Origin of the sequence: Streptococcus mitis (genome assembly GCF_000722755.1) — a bacterium.
GTDB classification, from domain to species: domain Bacteria; phylum Bacillota; class Bacilli; order Lactobacillales; family Streptococcaceae; genus Streptococcus; species Streptococcus mitis_CM.
Genome location: NZ_JPFY01000013.1, coordinates 965,143 through 985,850 on the forward strand (window position 1 = coordinate 965,143; position 20,708 = coordinate 985,850).

At 37.7% G+C, this 20,708-nt stretch carries 14 protein-coding genes; 5 read left to right on the plus strand and 9 right to left on the minus strand.

What is annotated here, in order from left to right; all coding sequences use genetic code 11:
- Positions 1-117: 117 nt before the first annotated feature.
- The 7 genes from SK578_RS07995 to SK578_RS08025 all read right to left on the minus strand — a co-directional run bounded on the left by SK578_RS07995 (position 118) and on the right by SK578_RS08025 (position 12,858).
- Complete coding sequence (locus SK578_RS07995; protein WP_042751463.1) at positions 118-5,019, minus strand: S8 family serine peptidase; 4,902 nt, start codon at positions 5,017-5,019, stop codon at positions 118-120.
- Between the two features lie 207 nt (positions 5,020-5,226).
- Complete coding sequence (gene pgdA, locus SK578_RS08000) at positions 5,227-6,618, minus strand: peptidoglycan-N-acetylglucosamine deacetylase PgdA (protein ID WP_050491252.1); 1,392 nt, start codon at positions 6,616-6,618, stop codon at positions 5,227-5,229.
- Positions 6,619-6,754: 136 nt separating this feature from the next.
- Entirely contained in the window at positions 6,755-8,482 is a 1,728-nt protein-coding gene (gene ezrA, locus SK578_RS08005) for a septation ring formation regulator EzrA (RefSeq protein WP_042751464.1), read from the minus strand.
- An 81-nt stretch (positions 8,483-8,563) separates the two neighbouring features.
- The gene (gene gyrB / locus SK578_RS08010) at positions 8,564-10,510 is read right to left on the minus strand and encodes a DNA topoisomerase (ATP-hydrolyzing) subunit B (protein WP_000134041.1); all 1,947 of its coding nucleotides are present in this window, start codon (positions 10,508-10,510) and stop codon (positions 8,564-8,566) included.
- Between the two features lie 14 nt (positions 10,511-10,524).
- Entirely contained in the window at positions 10,525-11,088 is a 564-nt protein-coding gene (locus SK578_RS08015) for an HAD family hydrolase (RefSeq protein ID WP_004239328.1), read from the minus strand.
- A gap of 352 nt (positions 11,089-11,440) precedes the next feature.
- Positions 11,441-12,175, minus strand: a complete 735-nt coding sequence (locus SK578_RS08020; RefSeq protein ID WP_042751465.1) for an amino acid ABC transporter ATP-binding protein — start codon at positions 12,173-12,175, stop codon at positions 11,441-11,443.
- Positions 12,175-12,858 (minus strand): amino acid ABC transporter permease, encoded by a 684-nt coding sequence (locus SK578_RS08025; protein WP_001011642.1) that lies wholly within the window; start codon positions 12,856-12,858, stop codon positions 12,175-12,177. Before SK578_RS08025 ends, SK578_RS08020 begins: the two co-directional genes overlap by 1 nt.
- 190 nt (positions 12,859-13,048) lie before the next feature.
- On the opposite strand from SK578_RS08025, the gene SK578_RS08030 reads away from it, so the two are divergent.
- The 5 genes from SK578_RS08030 (at position 13,049) to SK578_RS08050 (ending at position 17,477) form a co-directional block, all read left to right on the plus strand.
- Positions 13,049-13,279 (plus strand): DUF1797 family protein, encoded by a 231-nt coding sequence (locus tag SK578_RS08030; protein WP_000443570.1) that lies wholly within the window; start codon positions 13,049-13,051, stop codon positions 13,277-13,279.
- A 229-nt stretch (positions 13,280-13,508) separates the two neighbouring features.
- Positions 13,509-15,767 (plus strand): ATP-dependent Clp protease ATP-binding subunit, encoded by a 2,259-nt coding sequence (locus tag SK578_RS08035; RefSeq protein ID WP_042751466.1) that lies wholly within the window; start codon positions 13,509-13,511, stop codon positions 15,765-15,767.
- Between the two features lie 129 nt (positions 15,768-15,896).
- Positions 15,897-16,349, plus strand: coding sequence for an NUDIX hydrolase (locus SK578_RS08040; protein ID WP_042751467.1), 453 nt, complete (start codon positions 15,897-15,899; stop codon positions 16,347-16,349).
- 58 nt (positions 16,350-16,407) lie between these two features.
- Positions 16,408-16,707 carry a DUF1827 family protein gene (locus SK578_RS08045; protein WP_000767189.1) on the plus strand — a complete coding sequence of 100 codons (300 nt, stop codon included), beginning with the start codon at positions 16,408-16,410 and terminating at the stop codon, positions 16,705-16,707.
- A gap of 134 nt (positions 16,708-16,841) precedes the next feature.
- Positions 16,842-17,477: a GNAT family N-acetyltransferase gene (locus SK578_RS08050; RefSeq protein ID WP_042751468.1), complete on the plus strand. Its 636-nt coding sequence runs from the start codon at positions 16,842-16,844 to the stop codon at positions 17,475-17,477.
- Between the two features lie 83 nt (positions 17,478-17,560).
- On the opposite strand, the gene metK is transcribed toward SK578_RS08050, so the two are convergent.
- Both metK and SK578_RS08060 read right to left on the minus strand, forming a co-directional pair.
- On the minus strand, positions 17,561-18,751 hold the full coding sequence (gene metK / locus SK578_RS08055) for a methionine adenosyltransferase (RefSeq protein WP_042751469.1): 1,191 nt from the start codon (positions 18,749-18,751) through the stop codon (positions 17,561-17,563).
- 502 nt (positions 18,752-19,253) lie between these two features.
- On the minus strand, positions 19,254-20,597 hold the full coding sequence (locus SK578_RS08060) for a DEAD/DEAH box helicase (protein WP_042751470.1): 1,344 nt from the start codon (positions 20,595-20,597) through the stop codon (positions 19,254-19,256).
- Positions 20,598-20,708: the final 111 nt, after the last annotated feature.

Here is a 20,708-nt window from a genome sequence, read left to right on the forward strand (position 1 = left end):
CTCCCACTATCCCAAGCTCGCTTGAAGAACGCTATAAGACTTTCTTTCCTGCAGACTATTATATCAGAATTGTAACATACTGTAAATCAAAAACTATAGAAAGATATATTGTATTCTCTACTCACTTTTTGAGAAAGTTGCAAGTCCGATTACTGACAACAAGAGAGAAATTCCTGAAATACTTAGCATAATAGAAATTATATTATTCTCACCAGTGGCTGGTAATTGTTTTCCTTCTTTGTTGACTGTAGCTAAAAATACTTGTTGACCACTTCCAGCAAATGTTTTATTCTCATGATTAGCTTCTATAATTGATGGAGCTTTCTCAATTTTATCATTGCTAATTGAAGGCTTAATAGTTGAGACTTGTCTATTGTGACTTACTAATTTACCAGGTTGCACTTGAGAAACTGGCTTAACTGGTAAAACTGCTTTAATTGGATTAGCTGGTTTAATCGTTACAACTGGTTTACTTGGACTAACTGGCTTAATCATTACAACTGGTTTAGCTGGACTAACTGGTTTAATCGTTACAACTGGTTTAGTTGGATTAGCTGGCTTAACAGATGCAACTGGTTTAGTTGGATTAGCTGGCTTAACAGATGCAACTGCTTTAGCTGGACTAACTGGTTTAGTTGGAATCTCTACTTTATTAGCCTTCAGTTTTACAGCCGTTTCTTTTAGAGCATTGATTACTGCATTAATTTCTTCTTGACTAGCTTCTGCATTTTCCAAAAGTAACTTAGCTTTGTTGAAAATAAGATTATATGCATCTTTCTCCTCTTTACCAGCTGTCAAAAATCTTGGATCTTTGTCTTGGAACTTCACTTCATCCACGATAACATTTTTTAGGCTCATGAAATCTGTTTCTTTCCCATTCAGCTGGTCTTGTGCTTGCAAGAAAGTGGTCAATAGACGGTCGATTTCATCTTGAGTTATCAAATCTTTTGTAATTAATAATGCCAAGAGTTTAAATTCACGATCATATTGACCTTTGCGTTCTTGATCAGAATTTATATATTTACCTTTTTTAACTGTCTCAGCATATGCTTTAATTGCATTCTTCAATGATGTGATATCAGATTCCTTACCATCCAATGTTTGCATAGCATACTCTAAAGCATTAACAATTTGGTCAATTTTATCTTGGTTAAGTTTACTTCCCAATGCTAGTTGCGCATCTTTGACACTTTGATCAAAAATCTCTTTTAACTTCTGTTTTGTATTATAATATCTCGGAGTTTTAACTACTTCCATTTGTTTATTTAAAGTTGCAATCAGAGCTAACTTAGAAACAACTGAAAGTGACAAAACATTATTTTTACCAAACAGAACTTTAAATGGTTGAAGATTATCAAGTAATTCATAACCGTTTGATAGATTTACAAGAACTTTATATTCACCAGTAACTACTTTCTTACCATAAGAATGTTTACCATATGTTTCAGCTGGCAAGACTTGACTCTGACCATCTTCACCTACTAAAGTAATCGTTGTAGTTCCAGGAACAGCTTGATTAAAGCCAATCGTTACTGGGGCATATTTCATTTTGTTAGCCAAGAAGGTAATAGTTTGAAAACTATTTTCTTTCGTTAAATCAAATTCCTTAGATAGAGCACTCACAAATTTCAACTCTGTACGGTCATAGCTAAAAATTTCTGCAACATAATGCCCAAATTTCAAGAAATTAATATCTTTTGACTTGTCAACAGTTACATATTGACCTTCGCTATTTTTAATGCGATAAACATAAGTTGTATCAATCTCATCCTTGGTTTTATTGTTTAGTATAGCAATTTTTACACGGCCACTATTTTCTTCACCTACAAGATCTTTGAGAGATATAAAATCTACATTTCCCGCAAAGTCTTCTACATAATAGAAGATTTTCGATTTATCAACGTTCTTAGGAAGTGTATAACTACCATCTTCATTTTGTTTGATAATTTGATACTGTTCGATTTCTGAATCTGTCGCCTCTCTATTTTCAGAAGGACGAATATAAAAGACTTTTTCTAGAAGAATTCCACCATTTCCTACATCCTGAGGTTTGCGAGCTATAAATTGTTCTTGATCTTTTTGAGAACGAATATATCCCGAAGTAATCAGAGGTTTTTGTGTATCGATTTGAATTTTAAATATTGTGTATTGTTCCTCAGCTCCAGGGACATCTGGCTTATAACTAATAACATAGTCATAAATTCCATCAGAAACTCGATTTCCATTAGAATCCTGTCCTCCCCAAGCTGTTTTATCTACAATGTAACTTCTTGGATTTCTAGTATCGCCATCAAAATAATTTTTTACAAGGTCTGTTGGACGACTTTGCCAAATAGGATGACTGTGTGTTGTATCCGAAGAATCATAAACCGTCGCACGAAGATTTACCAAATTTCTATAGACAAGAGTTTTAAATTTAACAGAATCTTTATTACCATCCTCATTTGGCGAGATAGCAAGGCGGATGTTCCCCTTTTCATCTAATTGAAGATGGTATTTTCCTTCAGCATCTTGTTTCACTCCGAGTACAGTCACTCGATTTCCTTGACGCTCTGCTTTTAAAACATTTATATCATTTTCAGAACTTGTTAAATAAGTTGCATCGTCTGAAGGTGAAATTCCTGGATTATCTTTATCAATTTCAGAGTAAAATCCACTGTTTCCTTCCTTAATCAATTGATAAATTGGTTTTTCAATTGCAGGTAGATTTTGGAATTCTCCCTTAAATCCCATAAATGGTAAACCAATAACAGAACCATCATCTGCAGGATTGACAAATCTAACAAATCCTTCTAGAAAATATCCATTTGGCATTATTTTGCTAAGTTCTTCAGTAAACTTACTTGTATCTACACTAACTGTTACTGTCTTCGTACTATGAGCTTTCACAGTTACTTCAGGCCAAACTGTTTCAGTTAGTTTTCGTGGACGGAGAGTGAATTTCCCTTCTTCAACTTCGTCCGTATTTGTATTTACAATCATCTTCAATGTTTGGTCTTTATCCGAAATATTATGAATTGTAACTTCAAAGGTAAATTTATCACCAACATTGCCAAGAGTAACACTTGGATAGTTATTTGCACCTGTTACAAATAGATCTGTGCTTGTTGCCGCCATCGTGTCAACTACACCAGCACCTTGCTGACGTGGAGAAGTATAGGCTCCAGTCTGTTTATTAAAATGTGGTTTTGCAGTAGACATAATTAAAGCTTTTACAATCTCTGAAATTTGACTAGCTGATAATTCAGGATGTTTCTTTGCTAAATATTCTTTGACTAATGCTGCTACACCAGCTACATGAGGAGCCGCCATACTTGTTCCACTGATACTTCCATAACTATTGTCGTTAAATGATGAATAGATATTTCCACCAGGTGCAGTAACATCTGGTTTCAATTGTCCATCTGTTGTAACTCCCCAACTTGAAAAATCTGACAATTGGTCTGCAACATCTGATTTACGATTATCCATCTTGTGATTAAAGACAATTTTATACTGACCAGACTTAAGAATTTCACCATAATGTTTTGAAATAAAGACAGATGGGATTTTCTTAGCATCACCTGTAACAGACATACTAACATTTGCACCTTCAACGTTGTTATAAATTAAAACTCCAGCTGCACCATGTTGAAGAGCATTTTTAATCTTATCAGAAAAATTAATTTTACCACGTTGAATCAGTGCTAACTTGCCTCTTACATCAATATTAGCAAAATCTTCTTCACGACCAATACCCGCTGCTACATATTCGTATTCTTTCCCTTTTTCAAAATCTTTTTCTGTTTCAGGTCTATTAAAATCAAACTTACCATAATCAAGGGTAGCGTCATTTTCTAAACCTTTTACTTCGAAGACTTCAGTAGTTAGAATTTTATTATTAATAGAAGCAACAGAAATTGAATCTTCTACTGTAGAGGGATTTCCGACGAGACCATAATCAGGATTTGCTGCTAATGGTTGTGAAAAACCTCTACCGAAAGTATTACTATTACCAGCAGCGATAACAACAGATACTCCTTTAGCGCGTGCTCTTTTTACTGCATCAATGATATCTGAACCAGCATCTACCGTTGAACCCGCACCTGCACCCAAACTCATATTAATCACATCTGCACCTAATGCAACAGCATCATCAATAGCTTTTACATAGAGGGCAGAGGCTGTAGTTTTATCTCTGTCTGAAAAAACTCTCATAAACATAATTTGAGCTTCTGGCGCCACCCCGTAAACCTTCTCAGAATTCGGTGCTTTATTAACAGGATTTCCAGCTACAATTCCAGTAACGTGCATTCCATGAGACTCTTTTTCAGCCTCTTTTATATTATCAGTTCCATCAAAGTAATCATAAGCATATACTACTTTGTCACTGTACCATTTCCCATAGTCAATACCAGCAGCCTTTTTAGCTTTTTCGATATCATCCTGATTTTTAAATTTCGCCTTTGACGGATCAGAAATACGCAAAACCTCATGATTCAAATCAAGACCTGAATCTATAACAGCGACTACAGTTCCTTGTCCTTTATGTCCTGCTTCCCAGGTTTTAGGGACAGTAATAATTTCATTACTGGAGATACTGTTCGGCTTTTCTTTATGTCCACCTTGAGATAACGACTGTGATTGTATGCTTTCTGAAGAAGAATTACTTTTCACTGCTGATTCTTCCTTCTTCTCTTCACTTTTTATAGCAGTCGTTTCTTTCTGTGTGGTTAAATCCTTGTCTGACTTATTATCTCTATACTCGATAGAATCATCTTGTTTTAATGACTCTATCACTTCTGTTTTTTCTTTCGAAGAAGAATTTAGAGCATTCTTGTCAGCCGTGACTGGTGATGCAAGCTTATTTGAATCATCTAATTTATTAGTCGTTACAGTACGTGTAACTTGATTGGATGTTTCAAATTTTCCCTCATCGGCACTAACCTGTGCGAAAGCAAATCCGAAAGCAAAGACCGTTAGCAGAAAAATTGTTGCTATTTGGTACTTGTTATGACAAAAATCTTTGCAATCTCCCATAAAATCACTCCTTTTTATTTAAATTAAAAGTATTATATACCAAATTATCTGAAAATTCTATCAAAATATTATTTTGTAACAAAATTGTAATATTAACCAATCCTATCATGAGATTTAAACATAAAAAAATTTAGCCTCGATTAATACAAGACTAAATTTATTTATTGAAAAATTACTTACGATTTAATTAGTTATTCAGCAAAAGTCTTACTGATCACGGTCATAGAATAGTTCATGTGCTTTTAATCGTGAATTAAGCATTTCAGGAACTGTGACAAAGTGATATCCTTGCTCTTTTAGATAATCTATAATCTTTGGTAAAGCATTGACTGTTTCAGCATGGATATCATGCATTAAGATAATCGAACCATTACGAACTTGACGTTGAATCTCTGTCAAAATCGCTGCTTCATTCTTACTCTTCCAATCCAGACTATCCACATCCCACATAATAAAACTCAAATCAAGGCTATTTCGAATGTCGTCTGTAATGGCTCCATAAGGCGGACGCATAAGTTTGGAACTAGAACCCAACACTTTAGTTAGCGCATCCTCAGTATCAGTAATTTGTTTTTTAGCTTCGTCAAGTGAAAGTTTTGAAAGCACTGGATGACTCCAACTATGGTTTCCAATAACATGGCCATCCGATTTCATGCGTTTCAAAATCTCTTCATTTCCAGAAACATTCTTACCTAAAACAAAGAAAGTTGCCTTGATACCATACTTAGATAGTGTATCTAATGCTTGATTTGTCGTTGCAGGATTTGGTCCATCATCAAAAGTTAGAGCTACCACTTTTTGGTTTTTCTTTTCATAATAAGCCTTATAAAGTTCGGCATCCTTGTCTAATAAATAAGAGGATTGTACTACATCAAAGAAACTAGATACTGGTAAGGCAATCTCATCTAGATTTTCAACTGACTGACTTGGATAAAGGATAATCTGACTATCCTTGTAATCAAAATTCCATCCAGACAAGTCTTGATCAGAGAAGCCTTTAACAACTTGATCAATCTTTTCTTGGTCCAATTTCTTATCCTGTAAGAAAGAGGTGATTTCTTTTAACAACTGCTCTTTGGCTTTACTAGGATCTGAAAATAATTGATCAAGTGTAAAAGGTTTACCATCTTCTGTCAAATGGACTTTTGCCAGACTAGTTTTTTCAGTCTCTTCAACTTTTGACGAAGTTAAATCATAGACTTGTTTCATCACACTTCGGTTAACAATCCCTTTTAAAGTCGAATCCTGTTTCTCCGTATAATAAAAAACTAGATTTTCCTTGTCTTCCAGATTTTCCTTAATATCCTGTGTCATGATTTCTTTTAGAGATGAAATCACTTGCTCCCCTTGGAGAGGATAATAGGCAATTACTTCGGCTTGTCCCTTACGAAAATGATCTTTCTGATTTCCCTCACTCAATTGATCATCTTTCTCTTTTTTGAGCGTTTCAATCCTTTGTTCAAAACTTTGCTTTGTATATATTTTGTATCCAATCATTGAACCAAGGACACAAATACTTACTGAAAAGATAGCTACTAGGGCTATTAAACCGATTCTCTTTTTATCGTGCTCAACACGATTTGCTCTACTTTTATCCATAGAAATATCATATCAAATTCAGGCTATAATTTCAATGAGAAATAAGTACTATTACTCGTTTTGAACAAAAAAATAGGCTCCATAATATCTATAGGGGGATTTACCCACTACAAATATTATAGAGCCTTTTATTATGTTAGAAACGAATCGTCTCACGTGTTTTTTCGTATGAAGTGACAAAACGGTTGGTTACACCTGGTTCTGCAACTTCCAAAGCTTGCGAAATCTTATCAAATGAAGCATGATAATCAAATTCTTTTTCAAAAATTTCTAATGATTCATTAAAAGCTTCTTGAATTCGTTCATCAAATGAGCGATAACGGTTCGAATACTGTAGCAATTGTTCTGTCAACGTTGCATATTGAACAATATTATATGTTTCTTCTTCAAGTGCTTCCATATCATTTGTTGTAATTTCAAGCATACGGTTCACAGCTTCGATATTGACCTGAGCTTCTTCTAGCTCAGCCATCAACTCTTCTGTATGGTTACTTGCTGTAAAGAACAACTGTAAGAAATTCTGAGGGATACCTGGAAGATTTCGTTTTTCCATATATCTCTTAATAGTATGAAGACGATTGACATAAACATTTGCCTTCTGGCGAGCATTGATATCATCTTTTTCAATCTGAGCAAGACGTTGACTAACCGCAACTTGTTCATCCTCAATTTCTTTCAAAGTTGCTTGTAAGTTTTCCAAACGTTCTTCAAGTAATGAATATGGCTCAGAATGTTCCTCTTGTTCAGAAGTTAATTCCAATACAGATTCTTCCAGAGATTCTAACTCAGCTTGTAATCTGTGTACGTGACTAACATCTGTTTCAGAAAGCAGGTAGTTATTACTTAATCGTTGAATATCTTCCACTAAAACAGCATTACTATCTTTCATGTGTTTCAAATATGTAGGAAGTGTTGCAACTAATCCTTCTACTACTTTTTGAGCAGCAATTTCTCGTGTAAAGATATCATAGAGTGCATTGATTTCTTCTTGAACTTGAGTATTTTCATACTCAGCATTATCCAACTCTAATTGTGCAATATTTTCGTGGTTTTTCTTCAAAGCTTCATAAAGCAATTGGAAGCGAGATTCAATATCCGTCTCAGCAAAATGATAGTTAGCGTCTAAAAGCTTACGGTAACCATCCTCCAAATCTTCCAATTGATCAGGTAACTCTTTAGATAATGTTTTTACAATTGCTGGCAGGCGGTCAACAATATGACTCAAAGCCAAGATATGATTCTCAGCATTATCCAAAATCACAGCAGCTTCTACTGGGTCACCTGAGGTATTCAAAGTAACAAATTGAGAAAACTCTGATTGGATATTTTCCAATTGTTTTTCGATTTCAGACAAACCTTGGCCATATTCTTCAGAATGATCAGCAACTCGGTGTTGCAACTCTTCAAACAAGTCCAAAGTATGAAGAACACGTCCACTATTTTTAGACTCTTGTTTCTCCAAATCTGCCAAGGCATTGCGAATTGCCGCAATATCTTCTTCAATCAAGGTAATTTGGCTCTCGATTTGGTCAATTTGATGACTAGCCTTGAAAAAACGGAATGAATTGTTATAGCCTTCTGCCTCAAAAAGATTATTTTCGATATCGGCAAAAGAGTTAAGAGATAGGTCAACCCATTTTTGGTTCCATTCACGGAAAGTCACTTGACTTTGTCCAATCAAGTGCATATTTTTAACAGCTTCAACTTCATCATTAACTGGAAGATTGTACAGCTCTTCTTTTTTCTCTTCTAAAATTGCTAATTTACTTTCATTGCGTTTCCGTACATAAATTGCTATAGCATATGAAATCAGCAATATAATTGCAATTGCAATTATAAGATATACTACTAGACTACCAGACATATTAAACTCCTTTTTAACTTGAAACAATCGTAATGATTATATCATATTTTTTAGACCAAGGGAACTACTTCTCCCGATTTTTTAGACATCAAGTGTACTATAGACGGCATTTTCTTCGATAAATTCACGACGAGGCTCTACTCGATCCCCCATCAACATATCAAAGATTTTATCTGCTTCAGCCGCATCATCCACAGAAACTCTAGCCATCAAACGATGCTCAGGATCCATGGTTGTTTCCCATAACTGATGATCGTCCATTTCACCTAGCCCCTTATAACGCTGAATGGTCGGTTTAGTACGACCTTCACTATAACGGGCTAAGGCTTCTTGGAGTTTGATTTCTTGGTCTGCTCCTGGCTGGATATATTCTTTAATCTCACTTCCAACCTTGACACCATAGATTGGAGGTTGGGCGATATAAACATAACCAGCTTCTAGAATTGGTTTCATATAACGATAAATCAAGGTTAAAAGAAGGGTACGAATGTGGGCTCCATCGACATCGGCATCGGTCATCAAAACAAGTTTTTGGTAACGGGCTTTTGAAACATCAAATTCCGCACCAAATCCTGTTCCCATGGCTGTGAAAAGACTACGAATTTCTTCGTTAGCTAGAATCTTATCCATACTTGCCTTTTCAACGTTCAAAATCTTACCTCGAATCGGAAGGATTGCCTGAAATTCACGGTTACGACCAGATTTTGCTGATCCACCAGCTGAGTCTCCTTCGACGATGAAGAGTTCTGTTTCCGCAGGATTGTTAGAAGAACAGTCTGCTAGTTTTCCTGGAAGGTTGGAAATTTCCAAACCAGATTTTTTACGAGTGACTTCACGCGCACGCTTGGCAGCAACACGAGCTTTGGCGGCCAAAATTCCTTTTTCCACAATTCTCTTGGCAATCTGTGGATTTTCCATGAGGAAATCAGAAAAGGCATCGCTGAAGAGACGATTGGTAATCTTGACCACTTCGCTATTTCCCAATTTGGTCTTGGTCTGTCCTTCAAACTGTGGATTTGGGTGTTTAACTGAGATAACTGCAGTTAATCCTTCGCGGACATCTTCCCCTGTTAGATTATCTTCATTATCTTTCAGTAACTTATTTTTACGAGCATAATCGTTGATAACACGAGTCAAGGCTGTACGGAAACCTTGTTCATGCGTTCCACCTTCATGGGTATGAATATTATTGGCGAAACTCATGACATTTTCATGGTAACCCGTTGTGTACTGCATGGCTACTTCGACTGTGATATCATCCATCTCACCATCTGTGTAGATTGGTGTATCAAAGATAACATCCTTGTTCTCGTTGATATATTCAACGTAACTAGCAATCCCACCTTCATAATGATAATGCTTGGTTTGCTCCAAACCTTCACGCTTATCTGTAATGGAGATTTGAAGACCGCGATTTAGAAAGGCCAACTCTTGAATCCGTTTATTTAATTTATCAAAATCAAAGGTTGTTGTTTCCGTAAAGATTTCTGGGTCCGGTGTGAAGTGAACTGTTGTTCCCGTTTTATCCGTATCTCCAACCACCTCAAGGTCTGCAACAACATGACCACGACGGTATTCTTGGTAATGAATTTTACCATTTTTGTGGACATGAACGTCTAATTGAGTTGAAAGGGCATTAACTACTGAGGACCCCACTCCGTGAAGACCACCTGAGACCTTATATCCGCCACCGCCAAACTTTCCTCCAGCGTGAAGAACAGTAAAGACAGTCTCAACGGCAGGTCGACCTGTTTTTTCCTGAATATCGACGGGGATCCCACGTCCATCATCAACAACTGTAATCGAATCATCTGGCTCAATAAAGACTTGAATATGGCTAGCAAATCCTGCCAAGGCCTCATCAATTGAGTTATCAACAATTTCCCAGACTAGATGGTGAAGACCTTCTTTTGAGGTTGACCCGATATACATCCCTGGACGCATACGAACAGCCTCTAAGCCCTCTAAAACTTGAATTTGACTGGCATCATAATCTTGTGCCTGCAGATTTTTGATTTCTTCTGTCATCTTTTTCCTTTTTCTTACATGTCTAATACTTGTCTTAAATTCACGATACTGGTAAACAAGTGGGTAGCTAGTCCTGCAGCTTGCCCGGCTTCGATATCAATCGGTCGATCACCAATGACAAGCCCTGAACTAATTTGATACTTTTCTCTTAAATAAATCATGGACTCAGGATCTGGTTTTCTCTTAAAGCCTGAGTTAGAAGTCACCACTTCTGTAAAATAAGCTGCTATAGAGGTTTTTTCTAAAATTTCCAAGACCTGATCATTACGATGAGATACCAAAAAATGACGGCCACCTTGATTTGAGATATCTTTCAATAAATCAGAAACTCCATCAAACAAAATCGGATGTTCAAGCTCTCTGGCTTCATTTTCCTTGTATTTTTCTAAAAAATTCTCTAAGTTGGGAGCGAATGTCTCAATCGCAAAATCAGTAGAAACCTTTAAAGCCTGATAGACACTGTCATGGTCTTGTGTGATGCCATACAATGCCAATGTTTCAACAAATGCAGCTGTTGAAGTTTCGTAATTATCCAGTAAAGTTCCACCTAAATCCCAGATATAATCGTGATATTTCATACCCTTCATTATAGCATTTTTTTATGAAAAAAGCGATGATTTCCCTGAGTTTTGCACATAAAAAATGCTCTATATTATTTGTAGTGGGTAAATCTATTATAAATACTATGAAACCTATTTTCTTGTAGAAAAAAGTTCCATATGACCCATAATGAAAAGCGACCAAACCATCATTAGAGAGAATCATATGGAACAATTATATTTTAACACAAAACTACTTTATATTAAAAATCCTAATATCCAATTTATGGATGTTATTAATAAGGGGGTGGGGAACTTCTCAAAGTAAGTTCCACTTGAGTGGTATTGAGACTAGCTTTTCACTAATCTTGTCTTGAAATTTTAAAATAAATTATAAAACCTTACTCAAGAAGTCCCTAGTCCGTTGTTCTTGGGTTTGTTCAAAAATCTGTTCAGGTGTTCCATCTTCAACAACTACACCGTCTGCCATAAAGATGACACGGTCTGCCACCTCACGAGCAAATCCCATTTCATGTGTTACGATAACCATGGTCATTCCTGACTTGGCTAAGTCTTGCATAACAGCCAACACCTCACCTACCATTTCAGGGTCCAGGGCTGAAGTTGGCTCGTCAAAGAGCAAAACATCAGGTTCCATAGCTAAACCTCGCGCAATAGCAATACGCTGTTGCTGCCCACCTGACAAACTCTGTGGATAAGCAGCTGCCTTATCTGGTAAACCAACTTTTTCCAAAAGTTCCTGAGCTCTCTTCTCTGCAACTTCCTTACTTTCACCTTTGGTCTTGATAGGAGACAAGGTGATATTTTCCATCACAGTCATATTAGGAAAGAGATTAAATTGTTGAAAAACCATGCCCATCTTCTCACGCATAGCAAACAGGTCATTCTTCTTGTCCGTAATATCGACTCCCTCAAAGATAACCTTCCCCTTGGTCGCTTCTTCCAACAAATTCATAGAACGAAGCAAGGTAGATTTCCCGCTCCCTGAAGGACCAATGATAACCACAACTTCTCCACGTTTAATCTCGAGGTTGATGCCCTTCAATACTTCATTCTTTCCAAAGGATTTATGTAAATTTTCGATTTTTATCAAGGTTTCTGTCATTATTTCTTATCTCCTTGTCCCATACGTTTTTCAAAAGCTTTCAAGGCTACTGTCAGAATAGAGGTCATAATCAAGTAATAAAAGGCTGCAAATAAAAGTGGTGTTAAAGGTAGATAGGTTGTTGTAGAAACTGTTGTAGCTCCGTTCCACAACTCCATAACCCCAATAGCTGATAAGAGAGAACTATCCTTGATAATAGTGATAAATTCGTTTCCCAATGCTGGCAAAATATTTTTGATTGCTTGTGGCAAAATCACATAGCGCATCGCATTTTTAGGACGAATCCCTAAAGAATAGGCCGCCTCTAACTGACCCTTAGGAACTGCATTAATCCCAGCACGAACAGTCTCAGAAACATACGCACCACTGTTCATAGAGATAATCAAAATTCCTGGAATCAGACGAGAAAGGTCAACACCTAAAATCCCAACCTGAATAGTCGGAGCATTGATGTGCATAAGGGCAAAGGCAATCATAATCTGAACCATCATCGGTGTCCCACGGAAAATCCAAACGTACAAGTTGGCGAGCCAAACAAGCGGTTTAAACTTTGAACGTTGCCCAAAAGCTAAGACAACACCCAAAATAGTTCCCAAAAAGACAACACAGATAGAAATGAGAACCGTCACAACAGCCCCATAGTTAAAATAAGGTAAATACTTAGGTAAAAAAGAAAAATTCATAGTTACACTGCTTTCTAAAATAGAATACTGTATGATTATAACATGTATTGAATTAAAATTCAAATTTTTTATCCGATTTATTCAAAAAAACTTTAAGCTGGTAGAATTAGCGAGAAATCTTAGTTTTTTCTAGGCAAGTTGGCCTCCTTTATGGTAAAATAGTAACGATAAGAAATGAAGGAGAATCAAAATGGAATCACATTTGGTTAGAATCATCAACCGCCTTGAAGCAATGGCAAAAGACGGCGGAAATTTAAAACGTAATTTTGAACGCGAAGGAGTTGTTGTTGCAGAAGTTGCATACAGCCATGATGAAGAAAACGGATCAATCTTTACCCTTCGTGATGTAGAAGCTCGCGAAACTTATACTTTTGATAGCATTGACTTGATTGCAATGGAGATTTACGAACTCCTCTACTAATCTAAAACAAGCTGGGATTTCCCCTGCATGTCTAACCAAAATCCTTTTTGTCTCACAAATAGGATTTTTTTATAGTCCAAATTAACAAAGATTTTCATTGTAACAACTTCTCAAAGCTGCAATCTTTTTACTTGCTTTACGGTCCAATCCTGTTATAATGAGAGTATAGAAATTTGACTATTTTTGACCTTTAAACAGGTCAGGCTAAAGAAAGAAATGAGGTAGATGTATGCTTTGTCAAAACTGTAAAATCAACGACTCAACAATTCATCTTTATACCAATCTCAATGGAAAACAAAAGCAAATTGACCTCTGTCAAAACTGCTATAAGATTATCAAAACAGATCCTAATAATAGTCTCTTCAAAGGTATGACAGATTTGAACAATCGTGACTTTGATCCTTTCGGAGATTTCTTCAATGACCTAAACAATTTCAGACCTTCTAGCAACACTCCACCTACTCCCCCAACCCAATCAGGTGGAGGTTACGGTGGAAACGGCGGTTATGGCTCCCAAAATCGTGGATCTGCTCAAACTCCGCCTCCAAGTCAAGAAAAAGGCCTGTTAGAAGAATTTGGTATTAATGTAACCGAGATTGCCCGTCGTGGCGATATTGATCCCGTTATTGGACGCGATGATGAGATTATCCGTGTCATTGAGATTCTCAATCGTAGAACCAAGAATAATCCTGTTCTTATCGGTGAACCTGGTGTCGGAAAAACTGCCGTTGTCGAAGGTCTAGCTCAGAAAATTGTTGATGGCGATGTTCCACATAAACTCCAAGGTAAACAAGTCATCCGTCTAGATGTAGTTAGCCTAGTTCAAGGAACAGGTATCCGTGGACAATTTGAAGAACGCATGCAAAAACTCATGGAAGAAATTCGCAAACGTGAGGACATCATCCTCTTTATCGATGAAATCCATGAAATTGTCGGTGCTGGTTCTGCAGGCGATGGCAATATGGATGCAGGAAATATCCTCAAGCCAGCCCTTGCTCGTGGGGAACTACAACTTGTCGGTGCTACTACCCTTAATGAATACCGTATCATTGAAAAGGATGCGGCCCTAGAGCGTCGTATGCAACCGGTTAAGGTCGATGAACCAACAGTGGAAGAAACAATCACTATCCTCAAAGGCATTCAAAAGAAATACGAAGACTACCACCACGTTCAGTATACCGATGCTGCAATTGAAGCAGCTGCAACTCTTTCCAACCGCTACATACAAGATCGCTTCTTGCCTGACAAGGCCATTGACCTCTTAGATGAAGCGGGTTCTAAGATGAACTTGACCTTAAATTTTGTAGATCCTAAAGTGATTGATCAGCGATTGATTGAGGCTGAAAATCTCAAATCTCAGGCTACACGAGAGGAAGATTTTGAAAAGGCTGCCTACTTCCGTGATCAGATTGCTAAATATAAGGAAATGCAAAAGAAAAAGGTTACGGACCAAGATACTCCTATCATCAGTGAGAAAACCATTGAGCACATTATCGAGCAGAAAACCAACATCCCTGTTGGGGATTTAAAAGAGAAAGAACAATCTCAACTCATCCATCTAGCCGAAGACCTCAAATCTCATGTTATTGGACAAGATGATGCTGTCGATAAGATTGCCAAGGCTATTCGCCGAAATCGTGTCGGTCTCGGTACGCCTAACCGCCCAATCGGAAGCTTCCTCTTCGTGGGGCCAACCGGTGTCGGTAAGACAGAACTTTCCAAACAACTAGCTATCGAACTCTTTGGTTCTGCTGACAGCATGATTCGCTTTGATATGAGTGAATACATGGAAAAACACAGCGTTGCTAAACTGGTCGGTGCCCCTCCAGGTTATGTCGGCTACGATGAGGCTGGGCAATTAACTGAAAAAGTCCGCCGTAATCCCTACTCTCTTATTCTCTTGGATGAAGTAGAGAAAGCTCATCCAGATGTTATGCATATGTTCCTACAAGTCTTAGACGATGGTCGTTTGACAGATGGGCAAGGACGTACCGTTAGCTTCAAGGACGCTATCATCATCATGACTTCAAATGCAGGTACAGGTAAGGCAGAAGCCAGCGTTGGATTTGGTGCTGCTAGAGAAGGACGTACCAACTCTGTCCTCGGTGAACTCGGTAACTTCTTTAGCCCAGAGTTCATGAACCGTTTTGACGGCATCATCGAGTTCAAAGCTCTTAGCAAAGACAACCTCCTTCAGATTGTCGAGCTCATGTTAGCAGATGTTAATAAGCGCCTTTCTAGCAACAACATTCATTTAGATGTAACGGACAAGGTCAAGGAAAAATTGGTTGACCTCGGCTATGATCCAAAAATGGGAGCTCGCCCGCTCCGCCGTACTATTCAAGACTATATTGAGGACGCAATCACTGACTACTACCTTGAAAATCCGAGCGAAAAAGACCTCAAGGCAGTTATGACCAGCAAGGGCAAGATACAAATTAAGTCTGCCAAAAAAGCTGAAGTTAAAACTTCTGAAAAAGAAGTATAAATCCTATAAAAAATGAGTAGAAAATGAAAATTTTCTGCTCCTTTTTACTAAAATAACTATAAATTCTTGACAGCTCAGCCTTTGTCCATTAAGATAATAATAAAGATAATAGATAATGAGGAAAATGCAATGGCAAATCCAACTTTCGGAGAAAAAAAAGCGAATACAGACTATGTTGCTCGTTACGGTGTATATGCAGTAATTCCAGACGCTGAACAAAAACAAATTGTTCTTGTTCAAGCACCTAATGGGGCTTGGTTCTTACCAGGTGGCGAAATTGAAGCGGGTGAAAACCATCAGGAAGCCCTAAAACGTGAGTTGATTGAAGAACTTGGATTTACAGCTGAAATTGGTACCTATTACGGACAAGCTGATGAATATTTCTACTCTCGTCACCGTGATACCTACTACTACAATCCTGCCTACCTCTATGAAGCGACTTCTTTCAAAGAAGTACAAAAACCACTAGAAGACTTTAATCATATCGCCTGGTTCCCTATTGACGAAGCTATTGAAAATCTCAAACGTGGTAGCCATAAATGGGCTATTGAATCTTGGAAAAAACAGCAGAAGATTGACTAAATCCAGCTACTTTATTCAAAAAGTGCTATAATAGAATTAGAAAATCGGAGGAAATGTTATGAAGCTTATCAATACGACAAACTCACACTCGCAACTTGTTAAAAGCCAGCTAGAAAGTACAGATGCAACCCTTGTTGAGGTTTATTCTGCAGGGAATACAGATGTTATTTTTACTCAAGCTCCGCTTCACTATGAAATCCTCATCTCAAACAAACACCGTGCTATTCGCGAACCTGAAATCGAAGCTATTCAAGAGTTTTTCTTGAAACGTAAAATTGATAAGGACTCTATTGATGAGGCCAATATCAAAACCCTCTATTCAGAAAAATTAATTGGAATTTCGATTCCAACCAAATAAAATCTTGGAGAGATTAGAAAGTGCTTTAAACCTTATGGAACAAAATTGGGTTTATTTAGCTTTTTAAATCATCTCCAATTTTTTATCTTGAAATCCTATCATACACAATTTTATAGATAATTAAGGAGACAAGCATGGGAGACATGATATATCGAGAGTCAAGACTTGAAGAATACGAAAAAATTGGAAAACTATTAGCTAATTCTTTTCTTGACTATCCCTTTTTAACGATTATAAGGGATGATTTGAAGAAACCTGACTCCTATCCTGCTTTTGTAGAAACATTGCAAATTCTGCTTACTAGAGTCTATATTAAAAAAGGAAACTGTTTGGTTGCGGAACAAGATGGAGAATTACTTGCAGTTGCCCTTTTGCAACAAAAGGATTTCTGTATACTATCCTATCTACGAAATGGTGGGACAAACATTTTTCGCTACATTCGACCACAAAATCTCCTTAAATACTTTGACTTTGTAAAACGTTCCAAAAAGCATTTAGAACAATCAGGGGAGTTTGATTGGTATTTGATGGCTTTAGCTGTTAATACAGCAAGTAAGGGGCAGGGAATAGGCAGTACTTTTCTGACACAAGGGATTGAACCTTATGTGAAATCAAAAGGCTGTAAACACTTGGGACTCATAACCAGTACAGCTAGAAATTCCTCATTCTACGAGAAAAACGATTATGTATTACTGGACCATATGGACTTAAAATACGGGTCAAAATCAATTGGTAACTGGGCATTTTTAAAAACAATGAATAAATTATAACAGGCCAGCAATTTACAAATCCTATTTAAATAAGGATAACTTATATTTATAAAAACCAACGTTCAAAACGTTGGTTTTCTTATCTATTTGACTGCTTCTTTCAAAGCATCTACCTTGTCCAAACGTTCCCATGGAAGGTCAATATCTGTACGTCCAATGTGTCCATAAGCCGCTGTTTGACGGTAAATTGGACGCTTAAGGTCCAGCATTTGGATAATTCCTGCAGGACGAAGGTCAAAGATTTGACGAGCAGCTTTTTCAAGTTTGCTTTCGGCTACTGTTCCTGTACCGAAGGTATCGATACGAACAGAAACAGGCTGAGCAACACCGATAGCATAAGCCAATTGCACTTCTGCTTTCTTAGCAAGGCCTGCTGCAACGATATTCTTGGCAATATAACGAGCCGCATAAGAGGCTGAACGGTCCACCTTAGTCGCATCTTTACCAGAGAAAGCACCACCACCATGACGAGAGTAGCCACCATAGGTATCCACGATAATCTTACGACCAGTCAAACCTGAGTCCCCTTGAGGTCCACCGATTACAAAGCGACCAGTTGGATTGATGAAGAATTTGGTTTGCTCATCCAAGTAAGAAGCCGGAATAACTTCTTTAATGACCTTGTTAATCACATCATTATGAATTTGTTCGTTGCTGACTTCTGGATCGTGCTGAGTTGAAATCACGACTGTGTCCACACGTACTGGACGGTCATTTTCATCATACTCAACTGTAACTTGTGATTTAGCATCTGGGCGAAGATAGCTGATTTCCCCAGACTTACGAAGTTCTGCCAAACGACGAACCAATTTATGACTGAGTGAAATTGGCAATGGCATGAGCTCTTCTGTTTCATCCACTGCAAATCCAAACATGAGCCCTTGGTCTCCAGCACCAATCAAATCAAGCGGATCTTGGTCTGCATTCCCACGAACCTCCAAGGCTTCGTTGACACCTTGGGCAATGTCAGGAGATTGTTCCACCAAAGATGGATGTACTCCTACAGTCTCAGCAGAAAAACCATATTCTGTATTGGTGTAGCCAATCTCTGCAATAGTATCACGAACCACACGGTTAATATCCACATAGGCATTTGTAGATATTTCACCAAAAACATGGACTGAACCAGTATATACAGCTGTCTCAGCAGCAACGTGCGCCTCTGGATCTTTAGCTAAAATAGCATCCAAAATCGCATCTGAAATTTGGTCTGCAATCTTATCTGGATGCCCCTCAGATACAGATTCAGACGTGAATAATTTACGTTCTGACATAAAAATGTCCCCCCTTAAAAATAGTGTTATAGAGTTACAAAGTACTGATAGGTATTTTCATTTTCTAAGAGTTACAACGCGTAAGAAATAAAAACGATACTTTTTATTTCTGAAGCTAGTAAGACGCATAGGTTGACCGCATTATAGCGGCAACCGTAGAATGACGAGCGATCTTGGAGCCGTCATGCTTTGCGAGTTACGACGCAAAAGAAATAAAAACGATATTTTTTTATTTCTAAAGCTAGTAAGGCGCATAGGCTGACCGCATTATAGCGGCAACCGTAGAATGACGAGCTACTTTAGAGCCGTCATGCTTTGCGAATTACAAAGTACTGATAGGAAAACTCTTCGCGATAAATGCCTACCATCTTATCGGGACTATATAACTCTATCATTATACCATTTTTTAGCGCAATTTGCAGTCTTTAATGTAGTGTTTCTGTTTAGATAGTTCGTTCTCATAAATAAAAAAAATTGGAGCTCAGTACTCCAACTTTTTCTATTAAAATGTTTGGCGTTTTGCTTTACGCTCTGCACGACCGCGAGCACGATTTTCAGCGCGCTTGGTCTTGCGGCGTTTTTCATCAACCGCCCATTTAATTTTTTTCTTATAACCTGGTTTGACTTTTTTCTTTTTCTTTTTAACCAAACCAATCATTTCGATATCAAGTTTATCTTGTTTTTTCTCACGGTTGGCACGACGATCACGGTCATAAGTATCTTGAAATTCCCCGTCTTTGACCATCTTAGGAGTAAACTTGATTCCCAATTTCTCCAACTCACGGATATCTGAGTCATCACTTGGCTGATAAAGGGTAATAGCAGTACCTGGTAGGCCATTTCGTCCAGTACGACCAACTCGGTGCACAAAGAAAGATAAATCTTGCGGAATGGCATCATTGATAACATGGCTGACACCTTCAATATCAATTCCACGCGCGGCCAAATCCGTTGCGACAATATACTCAAAATCCAAATTTTTCACCTGGTTCATGATACGTTTGCGCTCACGAGGGGCAATATCCCCATGGATTTTTGCCACCTTCAAGCCTTGAGCAGTCAGATATGAATGCAATTCATCAGCACGCGTTTTAGTGTTAACAAAAATCATTGCCAAATACGGTTGCATCAACTGAGTCAACTCGTAAATTTGAGCATTCTTATCTCGGCCCTTGGTCGAAATCAACCAATTATCAATAGTATCAGAAATAACCGTTTTGGTCTTGATTTTCTCCATAACAGGATTTGATAAGTATTTTTTCAAGAATGGTTGCAGTTTTTGTGGAATAGTCGCTGAGAAGACCATGAATTGCAGATCTTTTGGAAGGCTTCCAGCAATCTTATCAACAGTTTCTAAGAATCCCATATCCAAGGTCATGTCTGCCTCATCGATCACAAAGGTCTTGGCTTTATGAATAGCTAAATCACCGGATTTAACCAAGTCATAGATACGTCCAGGCGTTCCGATAACAATATGAGGCTGGTTACTTGCCAATTTCTCAATCTGGCGAGCCTTATCTGTCCCCCCCACATAATTAACCACACGAACTTCCACTTCTGAGTGGGCTGCAATCTGACGAGCTGCTTGGTAAATCTGAGTAGCCAACTCACGGCTCGGTGCCGTAATCACTGCCTGTACACTATCACTAGCTTCATCTAATTGCTGGAAAATTGGTAACAAGAAAGTATGAGTCTTACCTGAACCTGTTTTTGATTCTCCAACCAAATCTCGGCCTGCCAGGACAATGGGAATCAACTTATCTTGTACCTCTGTTGGAGTTGTAAATTTCAACTCCTCCAAGGCTTCTCTAATATAGTTTTTAAATTGAAATTTCGTAAATGACATAATACCCTCGATTCTATCTATCCTATCAATTATACCACATTTTATTCCATTTCAGTAGTCTCACTTATTTAGGCTATTTCCAGTAGCATCTCTAGTCAGAAAAAGGCTGGA

Bases quoted from the DNA above. Each gene is read 5' to 3' on its own strand.
- pgdA (WP_050491252.1), bottom strand. From the start codon at position 6,618: ATGGATAAAAGTAGAGCAAATCGTGTTGAGCACGATAAAAAGAGAATC.
- SK578_RS08030 (WP_000443570.1), top strand. From the start codon at position 13,049: ATGGAATCACATTTGGTTAGAATCATCAACCGCCTTGAAGCAATGGCA.
- SK578_RS08020 (WP_042751465.1), bottom strand. From the start codon at position 12,175: ATGACAGAAACCTTGATAAAAATCGAAAATTTACATAAATCCTTTGGA.
- SK578_RS08040 (WP_042751467.1), top strand. From the start codon at position 15,897: ATGGCAAATCCAACTTTCGGAGAAAAAAAAGCGAATACAGACTATGTT.
- metK (WP_042751469.1), bottom strand. From the start codon at position 18,751: ATGTCAGAACGTAAATTATTCACGTCTGAATCTGTATCTGAGGGGCAT.
- ezrA (WP_042751464.1), bottom strand. From the start codon at position 8,482: ATGTCTGGTAGTCTAGTAGTATATCTTATAATTGCAATTGCAATTATA.
- SK578_RS08025 (WP_001011642.1), bottom strand. From the start codon at position 12,858: ATGAATTTTTCTTTTTTACCTAAGTATTTACCTTATTTTAACTATGGG.
- SK578_RS08035 (WP_042751466.1), top strand. From the start codon at position 13,509: ATGCTTTGTCAAAACTGTAAAATCAACGACTCAACAATTCATCTTTAT.
- SK578_RS07995 (WP_042751463.1), bottom strand. From the start codon at position 5,019: ATGGGAGATTGCAAAGATTTTTGTCATAACAAGTACCAAATAGCAACA.
- SK578_RS08060 (WP_042751470.1), bottom strand. From the start codon at position 20,597: ATGTCATTTACGAAATTTCAATTTAAAAACTATATTAGAGAAGCCTTG.
- SK578_RS08050 (WP_042751468.1), top strand. From the start codon at position 16,842: ATGGGAGACATGATATATCGAGAGTCAAGACTTGAAGAATACGAAAAA.
- SK578_RS08045 (WP_000767189.1), top strand. From the start codon at position 16,408: ATGAAGCTTATCAATACGACAAACTCACACTCGCAACTTGTTAAAAGC.
- gyrB (WP_000134041.1), bottom strand. From the start codon at position 10,510: ATGACAGAAGAAATCAAAAATCTGCAGGCACAAGATTATGATGCCAGT.
- SK578_RS08015 (WP_004239328.1), bottom strand. From the start codon at position 11,088: ATGAAATATCACGATTATATCTGGGATTTAGGTGGAACTTTACTGGAT.